Genomic DNA, 16,935 nt, shown 5'->3' on the forward strand with positions numbered 1-16,935 from the left:
TCCTCCTGAGAGCACCTTGCAAAAAAATGAAAATTCTTTGGCAAGGTTCTCTACGTCGCTTCGTCGTAGATACGAAGCGCGAATCATTCACATCAAAATCGCGCAGCCAACTCTAGGGAAAGGTTGCTTTCATGTTCCATGTCTCCTCACGTACCCACGCTCATTCGTTGCGCCAAGCAGTGGCACTTGCGTCCTTGCTCGGGCTAATGGGACCGGTCAATGCTCAGACCAAGGTCACTGACGCCTTGGCCTCAACTACTGAAGGGACCGGCTCCTACACCACTGGCCTTACCAACACAGCAACACGGTTAGGGCTTTCGCCGCGTGAAACGCCTCAGTCCATCAGTGTGGTCACTCGGCAACAGATGGACGACCAGAACATGCAGTCCTTGGAAGACGTTGCGAGGGCAGCGACGGGCATCAGCACAGTCAAAGGGTTCGGCACAGAGCGTCCGCTTTACTATTCGCGAGGGTTCCAAGTCGACGACTTGCAATTCGATGGCCTGCCGAGCAGCGTCACGGAAAGTTTCTCGATGGACGTCATGTCGGTGAACAACATGGCGATGTATGACCGGGTGGAAATTGTCCGAGGCGCAAACGGCCTGATGCAAGGTGCAGGCAATCCTTCTGCGGCAATCAACATGGTTCGCAAGCGACCGACGCGTGAATACCAACTCAAGGCGGAGATAGGTGCTGGTTCGTGGGACAGCTACCGCACGCAACTCGATGTTGGCGGCCCCTTGAACGCAGAGGGCACCCTGCGTGGTCGTACTGTCCTGATGTACAACAATCGAAATAGCTACCAGGACTACGCTGACAAGGACAACCAGCTTTTCTACGCCATCGGCGAAGTCGACCTGAGTGACTCGACAACGGTCGCGGTGGGTGCGTCCTTCCAGCAGGATAATAACGGCGGCTACGATTGGGGCGGTTTGCCTACCCACCTGGATGGCAGTTCTTACAACTTCTCACGTTCAAAGTCGCTCGCCGGGAAGTGGGCCTACCTGGACAAGATCAACCGCAACGTCTTTGCCGATATCAAGCACAGTTTCAACGAGGACTGGAACCTCACCGTCGCCACCAATTTGATCTGGTCCAATTCAGATTTTCTCGCTCAGGTTGGGTATCACACCAAGGATACCGATTCGATGATGCGGTACTGGCCGAACAGCGCCCGTTACGATGACGAGCAAATAAATCTCGACGCAGCGCTCAACGGCGCATTCACCCTGCTGGGGCGCCAGCATGAGGTGGTGATTGGCACCAACATGAGGCGCGACAGGCTGCAATACGTCACAGGCTCGGCCAGCGTGAACCCTACCGTCGACATTCTGGACTTCGATACCTCGCAATTCCCTAAACCGCAGATAGTTGGCAACCTGACGCCCAGTCGACATGTGCGCAAGGACAAGGGGATCTACGCCGCCACTCGCCTCAATCCGTTCGATGACCTGCACGTCATTCTCGGCAGCCGTTTGAGTTGGGTCGACTACGACACCCAAGGCCCATGGGAGACCGACCGCTTCAAGGAAAACCGCAAGGTCATTCCTTACGGCGGCATTGTCTACGACCTCAATGACAGTACCTCGGTGTACGCGAGCTATACCGAGATTTACAAGATGCAGAGCAACTACAGCGTCGACAACAAATTACTGGAACCCACCACGGGCAGTAACTACGAAGTCGGAGTAAAAAACGAACTGTTCGATGGCCGGTTGAATGCTTCCCTGGCGCTCTTCCAGGTCGATCAGTCAGGCCTTCCTCAGGTCGTTCCCGAGGCTGGGCAAGTCTGTGGACCGGCGCGCGATGCGCGGTGCTACACCGAGGGTGCCAAAGTGCGAAACCGCGGGTTCGATGCAGAGGTCTCAGGCGAGTTGATGCCCGGGTGGAATGCCTCCGTGGGCTACACCTACAGCCATCCTAAATACATCGCGGGCGCCAACAAGGGTGCCACCTATGGCACAGAAAATTCGCCACAGCGACTATTCAAGGCCGCTACCACCTATCAGTTGCCAGGGAAGTTGGATCAATGGCGAGTCGGGACCAGCTTGTACCATCAGAGCAAGCTGTACCTGAACGACATTTCGCAGAGTGCCTACAACCTTGTGGACCTGAACGCTAACTTCCGAATTGATCAGAACCTGAGCGTACAATTGAACCTCAATAACATTTTCGATGAGAAGTACTACACCGCGATTTTCAGTCAAAACACCGGAAACTATTACGGTGAACCCCGCAACTTTGCCGTCACTCTACGCTACGAGAACTAGTCGCGAGCCGGATGAGCGCTTTGAGTCGCCCCCGTTTGGCAGATACTGTCTAAGGGGCGGCTTCTGGCTTTTAGCCAACCTCGGCCAACGGTCGGTATGGGTCGATAGCAGCCAGTCATAAAGGTCCGCCCGTAGATCGAAATCTGTGCGCCAAACAGACATCGGCGTCATCGAACCGGTCTAATACAGTTCGGCCTGTTTCAGCGACTTTCGCCCAGTAAAACCGAGACGCTTTCAGGCAGTTTTAGACAGCCTTACCCCCCATCCCGGCGTTCTGCCGACGACGATTCGTCCTGGCTCGTCACCATCCCATCTCTCAGCAATCTCGGAACTGAACAGGCCGATGTGAAATGCCTCATCGATCTCCATCAAGCCCCAGGCCCTGGCAGCCTCGGACAGCTCCAGCATGTCGATCAGGTTCTCGGCGCTGACCTCGTACCTCGCACATGAACGCCTCTGCCTGCTGAATCTTGTCCGCGAGGCTTTCCATTGCGCTCACCGTGATGCTAGCTATTCGACATCCACAACGTCTTTTCGGCAACATATAGCATGTGCATCGCGCTCGCGTCGGTCGGAGGATAATCGGGATGAAGGAATTCGCCGCCCTCAACTCTCGTCATCCCCAGCCGCTGCATTACAATTTCAGAACGCTTGTTCGCCAATGAGGTAAAAGCGTAAACGCGGGGCACATCCAAGGTGCTAAACGCATAATCGAGAGCCGCGCGAGCGGCTTCGGTCGCATAACCCTTGCCCCAATAGTCGCGACCAAGCCGCCAGCCCACCTCTAACGCCGGACCGAATGGAAAATCATCTCCGAGCCAATGCAGGCCAACTGCGCCGATCAACGAGCCATCATCGATACGTTCGGCAGCCCAGAAAGTTGGCTCGCCGCCTTTAGAAAGCCGCGTCAGCTGGTCAACTACATCGCAGGTCTCAGACGCAGTCTTCGTGCCCCCGAGGAACTGCATTACCTCAGGATCAGCATGGATTACGCTCAGCAGGGGCTTATCCGCCTCTCGCCAATCCCTGAGCTTCAACCGGTCTGTTTCAATCATTCTTTCCCCCATTGCGAACAGGCTTGTTCCCGCTGCCACACTATCATCGTGCCCTCCACAAGTCCCCGCTCTCAATTATCGAGCGGCGGCTTATGGGAGCTCCCATGCAGGGAATGAATGACCGGAACGGAGACAAAAAGTGACTTGGGTGTAAGGCCCGGAACGGCTAATAGCGAGGTGTTCTTCGTTATGAATATGCAGCATTCTTCAAGTTCTGCTTCTTCACCGGCGTGAAGACCTGGCGAAGCCATGGGTCTGAAGTGGGAGGACGTCGACCTTGAGCAGCGCTGCGCGACGATTCGCCGGATCATCGTCAACCGTGAGCCCCAGGAACGCACGAAAACCAAGCATCATAGGGAGGTCCTGTTAAACGAGCGCGCACTGAACGCCATCAACCAGGCCCGGTGAATGGCCACACTCCGGCGTATGGCGTCCCAATCCGCGCACCCAGTCAGCCCATTTGTGTTCCAACCGAGCAAAGGTGGGCTGTGGATCAACGAACCAAGTGTTACAATCCGCCACTTCAAATCGGCGCTCAAGGCGCTGAACATCCGTGAACGTCGGCAGTACGACACCCGCCACACCTATGCGACCATGTGCCTGATGTCTGGTATGAACCCCGCGTTCATTGCGAACCAGCTCGGCCACAGCGTGAGATGTTGCTTTCTACCTACGCGAAATGGATCAGCTCCTCCTCGGACTGGAGGGAGCTGGAGAAGCTGCCGCCCCGAGTCGAATTGGCCCAAAATTGGCCCAAGACTGACGAGAGGGCCTAAATACACCTCTGGAACCCCCGCAGGACAAGCACTTGATTTCTACCGCTAACATCACCATGCAGTTTTTTCGTGGTGTTTGGCGGTATTGGAGGGCTGACTTTACTGGGCGAAACGCCCCTACTCACCCCTCTCTTCCCCACCAGTGGTATCAAAATTGGTATCGCCTGCTAGCAGACATTGATTGTCCGCTATCGACCCATAGCTGCCTTTAGCTGAGGGAGACTGACGGCCAGAAGCGGACGGTCACCGGCCACGATTAACTACCTTTGTTTTGACTCTTCATCTACTGGGCGTATTTTTTGGCCCCGGCAACACAGAGGACAGCACCCAGCGTCACGACAAGCATCATCCAACTGACTTGCTCGTTCAGAAGCAACGCTGCTAGTCCAAGCCCCATGAACGGCTGAAAGAGTTGCAGTTGGCCCACTGCCGCAATCCCACCCTGGACGAGTCCTCGGTACCAAAACACAAACCCAATCAGCATGCTGAACAGTGAAACGTAGCCGAAGCTAAACCACGCAGGGGCGCTTACCTTGGCGAAGGCATCAGGCGCTGGAAGATTAACAATAGTCAGCAACAGCATTAACGGCAACGCTACAAGTAATGACCAACTGATCACCTGCCAACCACCCAATGTCCGCGAGAGACGCGCCCCTTCCGCATAACCCAACCCACAAACAACTACCGCAGCCATCATCAGCACATCTCCCACCGCCGACGCCTCTCCTCCATTCATCAACGCATAGCCAACGACTAGCCCAGCACCAATCAACGAGAACAACCAGAACAGTGGCCGAGGTCGCTCACCGCCCCGCAGAACGGCAAATCCTGCGGTACAGAGTGGCAGCAGTCCGACAAAAACGATGGAATGAGCAGAGGTGACGTGCTGGAGGGCCAGCGCCGTCAGCAGAGGGAAGCCAATAACTACTCCAAGCGCTGTTACAGCCAATGACGACAAATCACCACGTTTAGGTCGCGGCTGCCGTAGCACGATCAAAAAAAGCGCACCCAATAGGGCGGCAATTGTTGCCCTAGCACATGTCAGAAACGTAGGCTCGAAGGCCGCCACTGCCACACGGGTTGCCGGCAACGAGCCCGCAAAGATTGCGACGCCTATGAAGCCGTTGATCCACCCGCTTGTTGATTTTTCCATCGGTAAGTCCTCGATAAGTCTGGGTTCAGTACAACACTGACAGGCTCACCAAGGCCACGCACAATACAGTACAATTTAACCGAACTGTTAGGCATATGAATCCAGCACAGTTGGGGGTGCGATGAAACGGGACGGAACGCGAATTCGAGCTGTAATGGGAGATATCCAGTCCAGGATAGCCTCTCGAACCTACACACAAGGTGCGAGAATTCCTTCAGTCCGCGCAATGGCTCAGACCATGCAAGTATCGGTTTCTACTGTCCTTGAGGCATATGAACGGTTAATGGCAGAGGGTGTACTTAGTTCTCGTCCTGGCTCCGGCTTTTACGTGGCCGGGCCGGTGGCGCCACTGGCACTAACCGAACTTGGTCCCAAACTTGATCGTGACGTCGACCCGCTGTGGATCTCGCGCCAGTCTCTTGAAGACTCCAGCGATGCATTGAAACCAGGGTGCGGGTGGCTACCTCCATCCTGGATGTACGAAGCTGGCATGCGGAAAGCTCTTCGAATCGTTGCCCGCTCAGACACTTCGAAACTGACTGAGTACGCTTCACCGCTTGGACATCCGCCTCTCAGGCAATTCTTATCGCGGCGACTGGCGGGAGTCGGGATCGAAGCCCCTCCGGAACAGATCATGCTCACTGAATCCGGCACTCACGCCATCGACCTGATTTGCCGATTTCTTCTGGAACCGGGCGATACTGTCCTGGTCGACGACCCCTGCTATTTCAATTTTCATGCACTACTGAAAGCACATAGGGTGAGCATTGTAGGTGTGCCCTACACGAAGACGGGCCCAGACATCGATGCGTTCGGCGCTGCCCTACTCAAGCACTCTCCCCGGTTGTACATAACAAATTCCGGCATCCACAACCCAACCGGGGCCACCCTGTCTCCGGTCAAAGCACACAGGCTGCTAAAGCTAGCCGACATATCGAGCCTAGTGATTGTAGAGGACGACATCTTCGGGGATTTCGAGAATACTCCCGCGCCACGACTGTCTGCCTTCGATGGCCTCTCTCGTGTCATCCAGATAGGCAGCTTTTCCAAGACCATCTCCGCTTCAATTCGATGCGGCTACATCGCTGCTCGTAGTGAATGGATCGAGAGCCTGGTAGACCTCAAAATTGCGACTACATTCGGGGGTGGACGCTTGGCCGCCGACATAATCCATCAAGCCATTACTGATAGCGGCTACCGAAAACACATGGAAAGTGTTCGCCTTAGGTTAGCCGAGGAAATGGACAGAACGGTAGCGAGGCTTCAGGCCATTGGTATCAAGCCTTGGATGATTCCCCGGGCAGGCATGTACGTCTGGTGCCAGCTCCCTCAAGGTAAGGATGCAGCAACGCTGGCTAGAGCTTGCTTGAATGAAGGTGTAGTGCTAGCACCCGGAAATGTTTTTAGCCAATCCATGACTGCGGGAGATTTCCTCCGTTTCAACGTTGCTCAATCTGGTGACGCCAAAATCTACGAAGTATTGAAACGGGCTCTGAGTGATTAGTCGCGAGACCAATCCACAAAGCTACCTCAGTAAAAAGGACTCCAGTCGTTGGACTAACAGGGCAGGTGAGACTGCAGTCGTAGGCTGCTAAGGGTCGGTAGCTGCCTTTCGTGACATACGACCCCATATCGGAGGCACCCTGCCCTGATTCCGGCCATCCCGCCATGGAAGTACACGTCGCCCCGCTTCTCGCCTCACCACCTCCGGCAACTGCTGGCGGTAACCGGTGAAGCCTATTTGATGTATCGCCCTACCCACAACGTGCTCGAGAAAAAACCATGAACAAGAAACTGACCGTGTTCCGCGAACTGGATATCCAACCGGTGCGCGACCTTCCCTTTTTTGAAGAGGTCGTGGAAGGCACCCCTCATACGCTGACGTCCAAGTACTATCACGATGAACAGCAAGGTCGCATTTCCGGAGAATGGGAAGCCAGCACCGGAGCGTGGCGCATCGACTACAAAGTTTGGGAGTTTTGCCATGTCCTGAGTGGATGCTGCGTCATCGAGCTTGAGGGTTGCGCCCCCATCACACTGGCCGCTGGCGACACGTTCATTATCGAACCGGGCGCCAAGGGCAAATGGACGGTGCTGGAAGACATGAAAAAGAACTTCGTGATCCTCTTGCCCGCGAACTAGGCACGGGGTCGCGTTTCATCGAGCGCAGCGCAAGGACAGCTTGCATGCTTGTCTGCTGGCGGCGCTCGAATGCTCTTCGGCAGGCCACAACAGCCCTCTACCTCATGGCTGCGCGGTCGCGCATAGAACTGAGCCTTTGTGGGAGCGGGCTTGTCCCGCTAAGAGAACAGCCCTGGAAATAAACCCGCCTGGCACGAGCTACGCCCGTGTTCGCTGGGCAAACCCGCGCCTACAGATAGCGGTTGGCTTGTTGGCGGCCTGTACCCATTCAGTGCCTGCTTCGGGTCGAAAGCGGTCATCCATGACCGGCTGCTATCTACCCTGAGCACACACTCACAAGCGCGTAGTTTATGTCGCTGTGGTTCGGGCTACCTCAGCGGCGTCCGGCAACTTAGACTGGTTGCCATCGACTCAAGCATTGATTACATTGCGAGTAATTCTCAATCGCAAGATATTCATCCATGTCCCGCCGCACTCCTTCGGCCGCAGCCCCCAGCGCGTTAACCGATCTCTACGATGTTCATCACAGCTGGTTGGTATGCTGGCTACGTAGTCGGCTGGGATGTTCGCATGAGGCCGCGGATCTCGCTCAAGACACGTTCGTCCGACTGTTACTCAACGAGAAAACCCACCCGAAGAAGCTTCAGTTGCATAGTCCCCGGCCATTTCTCGCCACCGTCGCGCGTCGCGTGCTGATCGATAGCTTGCGCCGCAAAGCCCTGGAACAGCGCTACCTCGACGCACTGGCCGAACAGGCGCAGACGTTGGCCATTTCGGAGGAAGACAAGCTGCTGATCATCGACCTGCTCCAGGCTGTCGACCGCATGCTCGACGGCCTGGGTCGCAAGGTGAAACGGGCCTTCCTGCTGTCACAGTTGCAGGACCTGGGATACAAGGAAATCGCCACTGACCTCGGGGTATCGGTGAGCGCCGTCACCAAGTACGTGGCCAAGGCTACCGAACACTGCCTGCTGTTCGCCCTCGACAACGACCTATGACGCGCGACGAACAACGCCAGGCCCTGCGCGACGCCGCCGGCTGGCTGGCTCGCCTGGCCGAAGCGCCACAAGACCCGCAGGTGCACCAGGCCTGGCAGCACTGGCACAGCCAGAGGCCGGCCAATCTGTGGGCCTGGCAGCGAGTCGAATCGATGCAGTCGAGCCTGCGCCGTTTACCGGCCAGCCTCGCTTGCCAGGTACTAGACACACCTTCAACCTCGCCCAGCCGCCGCGCCGTGCTCAAGGGCCTGCTGTTGCTCGCGGGCAGCGGCGCTCTGGGCTGGTCGGGCTACCGTCAGGCGCCGATCTGGCTGGCGGCGCACCACACGGTCACCGGCGAACGCCGCTCGCTGACGCTGGCCGACGGCACCCTCCTAGCGCTGAACACCGCCAGTGCAGTGGACATCGAATTCACCACCGGTGAAAGGCTGATCCACCTGCGCGCCGGAGAGATACTGCTGCAGACCGGCAACGACCCGCGCCCCCTGAGCGTCATCAGCGCCCAGGGCCGCCTGCGGGCGCTGGGCACCCGCTTCAATGTCCGACAGCTTGACGGGGTCACCCAGGTGAAGGTGCTGGAACATGCGGTAGCCGTGCGCCCTGTGCAGCTTGATGCTGAGCAGGTGGTGCCGACAGGTATGGCCATGGACTTCAGTGGTGATCGATTCCATACGCCATACGCCGTGACGCCGGCCGCCGACGCTTGGGTAAGCGGGCACCTGGTGGTTAGTGGCTGGCCGCTGCAACGCCTGCTGGCGGAACTGTCGCGCTACCGCAACGGGTTCCTGGGCTGCGCTGACGACGTGGCGGCATTGCAACTCTCCGGCGCCTTTCCCCTCGATGACATCGACAAGGCCCTGGCCTCGGTGGCCCGCGCCCTGCCGGTACTTATCGTACGCCGCACCCGCTTCTGGACCCGGGTGGTTGCCAAGGCCTGAATAAAATAGATTCACCGTCACTGTCGAATTCCGATTTCCCGCTCGACCTATTCCTGAATCTCTTCAACACCTCTGCGAAGGACCAGGAGTCAGCATGCAATCCAAGCAACAACGCCGCGCCGTTCAACCCGTACGATACCCCCGCCCCTCCGCCATGGCCCTTGCGGTGTTCTCGTCGACACTTGCTTTGCAATACACCGTGCTGGACCCGCTGCTCAGCGATGCCAGCCAGGCGCGTGCGGCCACGGTGCAAAAGCGCTATGCCATTGCCGCAGGCCCGATGGAAACGGCAGTCACCCACTTTGCCGGTGAAGCTGGCGTGGCGCTGTCGTATGACACCCGCCTGACCGCAGGCCGCATGAGCCAGGGCCTGGAGGGCAGTTTCAGTGTCGAGCAAGGCTTCGCCCGGCTATTGCAAGGCAGCCCGCTGAGCGCGGTGTTGAACGGTGATGGCAGCTATTCCCTGCTCGAAGCCGGTGCCGGACAAGGCGTAATGCTGACGCCGACCGCCGTGATCGGCCAGGGCCTCGAGCCGGACGCCAACAGCTACAGCGCAGGTTCCGCGGCCGTCGGCAGCAAGGTGACGACCTCACTGCGCGAGGTGCCGCATTCGGTGTCGGTCATCACCCGCCAGCGTATCGAGGACCAGAACCTCAACAACCTGACCGAGGTGATGAGCAAAATGACCGGCGTCAGCCTGCAGAAAGGTGGCATCTCCCAGGCGGCCATGGGCAATGAAAGCAATTTCTTTTCCCGTGGTTTCGCGGTGTCCAATACCACCATCGACGGCGGCGCACCCTTGACCACGTCGATCGCCGGTTACGGTTCGCTCAGCCAGCTGGACATGGCCCAGTACGAGCGCGTGGAATTTCTGCGCGGGGTCGACGGCCTGTACTCGAGCACCGGCGACCCTGGCGGTACCATCAACATGGTGCGCAAGCGCGCCCTGCACGACAGCCAGCTGGCCTTCTCCGCCTCGGCCGGCAGCTGGGACAACTACCGCAGCGAGTTCGACGTGACCGGCCCACTCGTGGAGAGCGGCGCCATCCGCGGCAGGCTGGGCATGGCGTACCAGGACAGCAAGTCGTTTCTGGACTATGTCGACACCCAGAATTCGCTGACCTACGGCTCGCTGGAGGTCGACCTCAACCCCGCCACCACGCTGACCTTTGGCGGCAGCTACCAGGACAATGACGGCGTCCCCTATTTCGCCGGGCTGCCGCGCTACTCCAATGGCGATGACCTGGGGCTGCCACGGCACACCGCGTACACCGCCAGCTGGAACACCGTGCGCGAAAAAACCACCCAGCTCTATGCCAAGGCAGAGCACGCCTTCAACGATGACTGGGCACTGACCACCGACCTTTCCTACGTGGACATCGATCGCGACTCAGCAGGCCTCTACTTTTTCGGCGCCGTGGACCCGATCAGTGGAACCGGGCCTACCTGGAACAACTTTCCGAACAAGAGTGGCAGCGTGCGCAAGTCGGTCAACAGCTACCTAAAGGGTGGTTTCGACGCCTTCAACAGGCACCATGACCTGCTCGTAGGGGTGGACTACACCGATACCATCGGCAGCGTGATCCAGCGTCGCGGCCTGCTCGGCGTACCACTGGACCTGGGCGGTCGCACACCACCGGACGACCATGGCAGCGTAGCGGTCAAGAAACAGGAATTGCCGGAGATCCGCCGCTCTGTCTATGGCATGACCCGGCTGGCGCTGACCGATGAACTCAAGCTGATCCTCGGGGGGCGCCTTTCCGACTACAGCTACCAGAACAAGCAGGACTTCTACAGCAACGACACGCAGTCGCGGCCACCGACCGAGCACAAACGCGGTGTGACCACGCCCTACGCCGGCCTGACCTACGACCTGAATGATCAGTGGACCGCCTATACCAGCTACGCCGAAACCTTCACGCCGCAAGCGGGTTTCACCGACACCAGCGGTACGCAGATTGACCCGGCCACCTCGAAGAACTATGAGATCGGCTTGAAGAGCCAGCTGTTCGACGGACGTGTGAATACCTCGTTCGCCGTCTACCGCATCGAGCAGCAGGGCTCGGCGGTGTATGACGAGGAAGGGGCTGGGCCGGTGGGCAGCGAGGCCACCTGTTGCTACTTCAACGCCGGTGAGGTGGTCAGCAAGGGATTCGATGCAGAGGTCAGCGGTGAGGTTGCCAAGGGCCTGCAGTTGATGGCCGGATACACCTACAGCAGCCTCGAGGCCAAGGACGCCGAAGAGGGCCGCAGTGCCTTCGAAGGGGTTACGCCCAAGCACCTGCTCAAGGTCTGGGGCACTTGGCAGTTGCCGGGCGGGCTGGAGGACTGGAAGGTCGGGCTGGGGGCTATCAGCCAGAGCGCCACGTCGAAGTCGGGCTCGGTGTCAACCTTCGATCCTGGCACCGGCACCTGGGGTGAGCCCTCGGTTGCGTACAAATTCATGCAGTCCGGCTACACGATCTGGAGCGCGAGCCTGGACTACAAGATCGACGAGAACTGGTCGGCCACCCTGAATGGCAACAACCTGTTCGACAAGAAGTACTACTCGACGGTAGGTACGTCGCAGTACAACAACTTCTACGGCGACCCGCGCAACTTCATGCTGACGATTCGCGGCAAATATTGAGTCATTTCGCCCACGTGCATGAAAGCGGTCAGTGCTGACCGACCGCTTTCGACCCATTGCGGTCATTCGCGACCGGCAGCAATCGCCTGCCCAACGTGGTGATCAGCTACGAGTCGGGAGGGAAGTACAAGTGGTTGTCAGTTGTCGTCAGGATCATGAAAATGCCACCAACTTTTACGCCCGATCAAAGGACTGACCATGTTTTTGCGCACCGCCATTGCTCTCGTCGCCACACTTCTCAGCGCCTGCGGCAGTATCCAGCACAATACGACAGAGGCCAGGCAGCACATCAAGGAAGACCTCAAGCTGGCCGAGATCACCGACACGTCGTTCACGAGTTTTTGCTGGATGCGCATCGGCGGACCAGCGGGCTGCCACGCCACACCAGGTATCAGCGTCCTCACGCCGGATAGTCTTCTTCTGGTCGACTACCAATGGGGGAAATACGTCAAGAAGGACATTATCAAACCGGAAAATGTGAGGTGCATTCATCAGGGAGACGGTGAGATTTTCTACGTCTTCACCGATCAAGTGGCCGTGCAGGTCATGCCATTGACCGACGTACCTGGATCCCCGATGGTGAACAATGCCAAGTATCGGGAAGAGGCGATCAAAATGCTGCTGAGTAATGGCCAGCCTTACGTGACACGTGAGGTTGCGCCCATGATCGTAGCGTCGGGCGTCAAATTTTACACGACTATGCCAAGCGGAACGGCGGGCATGAATGTCGGCCAGATCGTAAGTCCGTGCTCAGGCGCCGACCTATCTAAGACCTCACTGAACTGAGAGTTGCGGTCCGGATATCGTTGGCGCCGATTGCCCCGACCAGCTAGAGACCGTCCAAGCAATGCTGTCAGTGCCTGCCCATACAGGATCATCACCAGAGTGCAGGCATGCGCTGTACCTGTTGGATCCGGGCTTGCCCGCGATGGGCCGCAAAGCGGCCCCGGCTACAAATGTCCACCATGGGTCGAGAGCAGCCAGTCGCAAGAGACCGGCATCGAGCTGGCATGGCCTTCCTAATGACCTGCCGCCCAGCCAGGTGTGCCCAGCTACTCAGTCCGCCCTACGGATTTGCAATCCGAGCTACATTTTATTTATTTTCAGTGACTTACAGCGATATCAATTCCGCACTGATATGATTCCACCTGCCTTGCAGCCCTTTAAAACCAAGGGGGTGTCCGTCAGTTGCGGAACTGATTTCGGGCAATTTAGACACCCTCAACACCCCCATTCAGGCGTTCTGCCGACGACGATCCGTCCTGGATCGTCCCCATCCCAGCTATTCGAAATATCGTAACTGAACAGGCCGATGTGGTACGCCTCATCAATTTCCACCAACCCCCAAGCCTTGGCAGCCTCGGACAGCTCCAGCATGTCCACCAGGTTCTCGTCGCTGACCTCTCGCCGCCGATGGGCGGCATACGCCACCGCATCGAGCACGGCAGCACGCCTCTCGGGATCGGTGACCAGAGCGAATTGGTCGTTCAGTTCATCCAGCCAAGCCTGCGGTATCCCCGTCATCATTCTGCCCTGCACCACCAGGACTGCGCATAAAGCACGCCGTCGACCTCCTCCACGCCATTGATGTTGATGCCAAGCTGGGCCATGCCATTGACCTTGGCATCGTGCAGCCGCGGAATGATGTCGGGCCCAGGTGTCGGGTTGAACACCCAGGCCTGGGTCGACACTCGACCCAGAGGCTCGCTGTGGTGGTCACCGATGTGGACGTCCGCGCGGAGGGGCTGGACTTTCCGTAGGCGGTCTGAGGGCAAGGCCACGCCATGCTCGCGGCGTCGAACGAGGAGGAAGTACATGGGGCACCAATACTGTATAAAAATACAGCATCGTATAGGTGGACCTGATCGCGGGGAATTACCGATCAGCGGGTCAGTGCAGTGGTGGCAGATCCTTTCCACGAGCCTTGGCTATGACCCGGAACTGGTAGTCGGAGACCGCCTGGAACAGAGATTCGGCCAACAGGCGGAGTCGCTCAACCTCTTCTGGCGGTGCGCCACAATCCTGCGCCTCGTGAAAGGAGCGGAATGCATCTACGGCCTGCTGAATCAGCGGCTCGCCTGCCTCGACCATTCCGATGAAAGTGCGCTTGTCCAATGCCATGCTCCGTGTCGGTAGATGGCACAGTATAGGCGCTCATTACAGGGGCTTCATTCCGTCTACAACCGCCTCACAGGACAGTCCAGCTATTCGGCTTCGCTCAAGCGCTGTCGCGAGGTTTCCCGCCATTCGGTCAGCGTCTTCAAGCAATCCCCCGAGCACCACGACGGCAGAGGCTCCTGCCTGGCGCTGCTGGGCAGCGATGGCACCGCAGGTTGCTGATCGGCCTGCCCGCAATCGGGCGATTTCCCCGCGCAGCCCGCCAGCAGCAGACTCAGCAGCAGCGGCGCGGCCTTGGGCCAGTTCCAGTTGTTGTCGTGCACTCTCACCCTCCTCGTCCGCCACGGCTTGGCGGCGCTGTTCTTCGGTGCGGGCCTGGGCGGCTGCGCGCCGATCGCGCTCAACCACCTCCAGCCGGTAGTCGGACAACTCAAGCCTTGCGGCCGAGGCCTCCGCTTTTCCCGCTCCCACGCGAATCTCCTGGCCTCCCGCCACCAGCACCAGCCCGGTCAACCACCAGCACCAAGCCGGTACCGCGCCGAGCCAGTTCACGCCGTCTCCAAGAACAGCTCGCGCTCGGCTGCGCGTCGACGGACCAGCCCAGGCAGCATCTTGCCTCCCGCCTTGTTCCAGCGAGGGAACTGGTCGGCAGCGGCTGGGTAGTTGCCAGCATTGAGCAGTCGGCGGAGTGTGGACGACTCAAGGTTGGCCGCTCCCAGGTTGTAGGTGAAGCTGATCAGCGCGTCCCACTGGTTCTGGTTCAGCTTGGCGTTGACCAGGCGCTCGATCTCCGGCTCGAAGCGCTGCACATCATTCAGCAGCATGCGCTCGGCCTGCTCCTTGCTGATCTTCATGCCGGCTTTCACACCTCGAGTCGCGCCGTAGCCGATGGTCCAGACGCCGACGGAATCCTGATAAGCCTGCAGGCGCAGGCCCTCGAACGACTTGATGAGGCTCAAGCCGCGTTGCGATGTACGCATTGGGTTTTCTCCAGGCAAAAAAAAGCCCGCGCTGAGCGGGCCTTAATATCGATATAATGGAAGCAATACAGAGCTTTAAATCAAGCCAGGTCCGGACATTTACAGCGAAAGCTTTTAAAGCTGCGCGTCAATAATTTCTATACAAGTTTCGAACAACAATTTCCCGCCAATGGCTTTTTGGGTCAACTCGTAACAGGGATCTTTTATCCCAGACTTTTGCGAAGACCAGCCACGAGGACGCTCCCCCACAAACCCTCTACAAAGCGCTAGACCGGAGCTAACTTCCTTCATGGTAACTATGACCCTAAAATTTTTATCGTGAAGCGTCAGCACGCCAGGCTGATTAAATTCAATTCCATTTAAGCTCTTGCCAAACAAGAACCTCTGAGTTGTTGGCATCTCGCAATCTTCAGAGTCGATCTCATCCCTAATGATAATAAGCCTAGGGAAAATTACACTAACTGTTCGGTTAACTGCATAGCCGTGATCTGGAAAGCTGAGCCGAGCTGAAAAATCGACTGATGCATCGCTTTTAGATATATTTGTTATTGATGCGGCTTGCTTAAGTCTTAGGTATGAGTGAGGCGGCACACCCTCAATGAACTCAGGAAAAATACCAGAATGCCCAAGACTAGACTCGAGAGATAGGCGATGAGGATCCAGCCTGTCATAGCTCAAATGCCCACCATCAATAACGATATCCGTGTTTTTGTACCTTACAGTTATTGATGTATCATCAACTTGCTTGTGAGCATCACCTCGCCTGCCACATATCAAAGAAACATACAGATCATCATCTTTAATGACAGCCATTCCGCTTTCGGAAAAAACCTTGCTGACATTTAAAGATTCTGCCGCTTTCTCATATACGGCGGAGTCGCCTATAGGGGGGATAGATCCGTCTTGCCAAACACATATCTGAAAGGCGCGCAAAGCTTTATCGATAATTGGGGGCGCAATATCACCAAACCTGCTTTCGACCCCCCAGCCGGTGAAATTATTCATCACCGACTTAAATAATTGCACGTTAAACCGATGATACCCAACCGTATTTTCATTGGCATACCCATCGGAATCGAAAGTACGCAACACGCTATCGATCAGCCTATCATTTGCTTTCTCAAAAAATACTCTACCCAGCTCGTTTGAAAGCCCTGCAAGAACACCGATTTGAGACAATGCGATGTCGGTCATGACCCCATGATTTGATTCGCTATGATTGCGATCGTCATACATAAAAATTGCAGCATCATGGATACACGAAATTACCGGATGAAGGTCAACCTTGCGGTCAGATTTAACAATCGCGCATAGGTATCTTACAAGAACATTTGCCCTCGTTGAGGTAGCATGATCGTAGCTCCCTCCAGACTTATTCAAGTAAGCAACTTTTGTTTTGTTGCCTTCTGACTCATGGTAAAAGCGACAAAATGACTCAACTATGCTAATGGCGCAGTCAAGATATATTTCGCCAAAACCTCCAGAATATGCATCTACAAGCGTACCCACGTAGTCAAGAGAATAGAGCCATAAATAATTGGCATTCCTATTTGATGAAAACTCTAGACCCCATTCGATGTCATGTAAAGATTTACACTCAACCTTAACGTTATTCCGAAGTGTAATTACTCCAGAAAGCAGGAACTCAGCGCTGCATCCTTTATGGTAGCGCTGCCAATCAACAACAAAATGATTTAAGCCTGAGGCATTTCCATACACCAAATCAGCAAACAGTTCCATTGTATACCAAGGCAATATTAAAATTTCCATATTACCATCAAGCAATACACGGTTCTACCTATGGCTAGCGGACCTTCGATCGTAGACGTGCTGGGGGCACAATCTCCTCAATTCCATGGGTGCGCACCCATTCGAT

16 protein-coding genes and 2 pseudogenes are annotated in these 16,935 nt (G+C 56.8%); 9 read left to right on the forward strand and 9 right to left on the reverse strand.

All coding sequences use genetic code 11. The annotated features are described in order from the left end of the window. The first annotated feature begins 131 nt into the window (after positions 1-131). Positions 132-2,270 carry a TonB-dependent siderophore receptor gene (locus ACSSU5_RS24935; protein WP_492560122.1) on the forward strand — a complete coding sequence of 713 codons (2,139 nt, stop codon included), beginning with the start codon at positions 132-134 and terminating at the stop codon, positions 2,268-2,270. Between the two features lie 234 nt (positions 2,271-2,504). Here the strand turns inward: ACSSU5_RS24935 and ACSSU5_RS24940 are convergent. Continuing rightward, positions 2,505-2,711, reverse strand: a pseudogene (locus ACSSU5_RS24940) (hypothetical protein); the annotation flags it as partial. A 65-nt stretch (positions 2,712-2,776) separates the two neighbouring features. Continuing rightward, positions 2,777-3,325 carry a GNAT family N-acetyltransferase gene (locus ACSSU5_RS24945; RefSeq protein WP_492560123.1) on the reverse strand — a complete coding sequence of 183 codons (549 nt, stop codon included), beginning with the start codon at positions 3,323-3,325 and terminating at the stop codon, positions 2,777-2,779. Between the two features lie 249 nt (positions 3,326-3,574). Between ACSSU5_RS24945 and ACSSU5_RS24950 the strand changes: the two genes are divergently transcribed. After that, the gene (locus ACSSU5_RS24950) at positions 3,575-3,733 is read left to right on the forward strand and encodes a site-specific integrase (RefSeq protein WP_492560124.1); all 159 of its coding nucleotides are present in this window, start codon (positions 3,575-3,577) and stop codon (positions 3,731-3,733) included. A gap of 651 nt (positions 3,734-4,384) precedes the next feature. Here ACSSU5_RS24950 and ACSSU5_RS24955 read toward each other — a convergent pair. Beyond that, entirely contained in the window at positions 4,385-5,254 is an 870-nt protein-coding gene (locus ACSSU5_RS24955; RefSeq protein WP_264313148.1) for a DMT family transporter, read from the reverse strand. Positions 5,255-5,375: 121 nt separating this feature from the next. On the opposite strand from ACSSU5_RS24955, the gene ACSSU5_RS24960 reads away from it, so the two are divergent. The 7 genes and pseudogenes from ACSSU5_RS24960 (at position 5,376) to ACSSU5_RS24990 (ending at position 12,747) form a co-directional block, all read left to right on the forward strand. After that, positions 5,376-6,758, forward strand: a complete 1,383-nt coding sequence (locus ACSSU5_RS24960; protein WP_492560125.1) for an aminotransferase-like domain-containing protein — start codon at positions 5,376-5,378, stop codon at positions 6,756-6,758. Between the two features lie 210 nt (positions 6,759-6,968). Further along, positions 6,969-7,040: pseudogene (locus ACSSU5_RS24965) on the forward strand (GNAT family N-acetyltransferase); the annotation flags it as partial. Further along, on the forward strand, positions 7,037-7,396 hold the full coding sequence (locus tag ACSSU5_RS24970; RefSeq protein WP_019472176.1) for a cupin domain-containing protein: 360 nt from the start codon (positions 7,037-7,039) through the stop codon (positions 7,394-7,396). The pseudogene ACSSU5_RS24965 and the gene ACSSU5_RS24970, both read left to right, overlap by 4 nt. Positions 7,397-7,857: 461 nt before the next feature. Further along, on the forward strand, positions 7,858-8,394 hold the full coding sequence (locus tag ACSSU5_RS24975) for a sigma-70 family RNA polymerase sigma factor (protein ID WP_492560126.1): 537 nt from the start codon (positions 7,858-7,860) through the stop codon (positions 8,392-8,394). Further along, entirely contained in the window at positions 8,391-9,332 is a 942-nt protein-coding gene (locus ACSSU5_RS24980; protein WP_492560127.1) for a FecR domain-containing protein, read from the forward strand. The genes ACSSU5_RS24975 and ACSSU5_RS24980 overlap by 4 nt, the downstream gene beginning before the upstream one ends. Before the next feature lie 94 nt (positions 9,333-9,426). After that, positions 9,427-11,961, forward strand: coding sequence for a TonB-dependent siderophore receptor (locus tag ACSSU5_RS24985; protein ID WP_492560128.1), 2,535 nt, complete (start codon positions 9,427-9,429; stop codon positions 11,959-11,961). Between the two features lie 198 nt (positions 11,962-12,159). Next, entirely contained in the window at positions 12,160-12,747 is a 588-nt protein-coding gene (locus tag ACSSU5_RS24990) for a hypothetical protein (RefSeq protein ID WP_492560129.1), read from the forward strand. A gap of 435 nt (positions 12,748-13,182) precedes the next feature. Here ACSSU5_RS24990 and ACSSU5_RS24995 read toward each other — a convergent pair whose 3' ends face one another. The 6 genes from ACSSU5_RS24995 to ACSSU5_RS25020 form a co-directional block, all read right to left on the reverse strand. Further along, positions 13,183-13,488, reverse strand: coding sequence for a hypothetical protein (locus tag ACSSU5_RS24995; protein ID WP_492560130.1), 306 nt, complete (start codon positions 13,486-13,488; stop codon positions 13,183-13,185). Beyond that, on the reverse strand, positions 13,485-13,778 hold the full coding sequence (locus ACSSU5_RS25000) for a hypothetical protein (protein ID WP_492560131.1): 294 nt from the start codon (positions 13,776-13,778) through the stop codon (positions 13,485-13,487). Before ACSSU5_RS25000 ends, ACSSU5_RS24995 begins: the two co-directional genes overlap by 4 nt. Before the next feature lie 73 nt (positions 13,779-13,851). After that, positions 13,852-14,076 carry a hypothetical protein gene (locus ACSSU5_RS25005; RefSeq protein ID WP_033699963.1) on the reverse strand — a complete coding sequence of 75 codons (225 nt, stop codon included), beginning with the start codon at positions 14,074-14,076 and terminating at the stop codon, positions 13,852-13,854. Between the two features lie 42 nt (positions 14,077-14,118). Continuing rightward, on the reverse strand, positions 14,119-14,631 hold the full coding sequence (locus ACSSU5_RS25010; RefSeq protein WP_492560132.1) for a DUF2514 family protein: 513 nt from the start codon (positions 14,629-14,631) through the stop codon (positions 14,119-14,121). After that, a complete protein-coding gene (locus ACSSU5_RS25015) occupies positions 14,628-15,059 on the reverse strand; it encodes a lysozyme (RefSeq protein ID WP_492560133.1) in 432 nt (143 codons plus the stop codon). Before ACSSU5_RS25015 ends, ACSSU5_RS25010 begins: the two co-directional genes overlap by 4 nt. Positions 15,060-15,173: 114 nt before the next feature. Then, entirely contained in the window at positions 15,174-16,844 is a 1,671-nt protein-coding gene (locus ACSSU5_RS25020; RefSeq protein WP_492560134.1) for a hypothetical protein, read from the reverse strand. Between the last annotated feature and the right edge of the window lie 91 nt (positions 16,845-16,935).

The sequence above is a fragment of the Pseudomonas sp. E1MeOHC2 genome, from assembly GCF_058745025.1.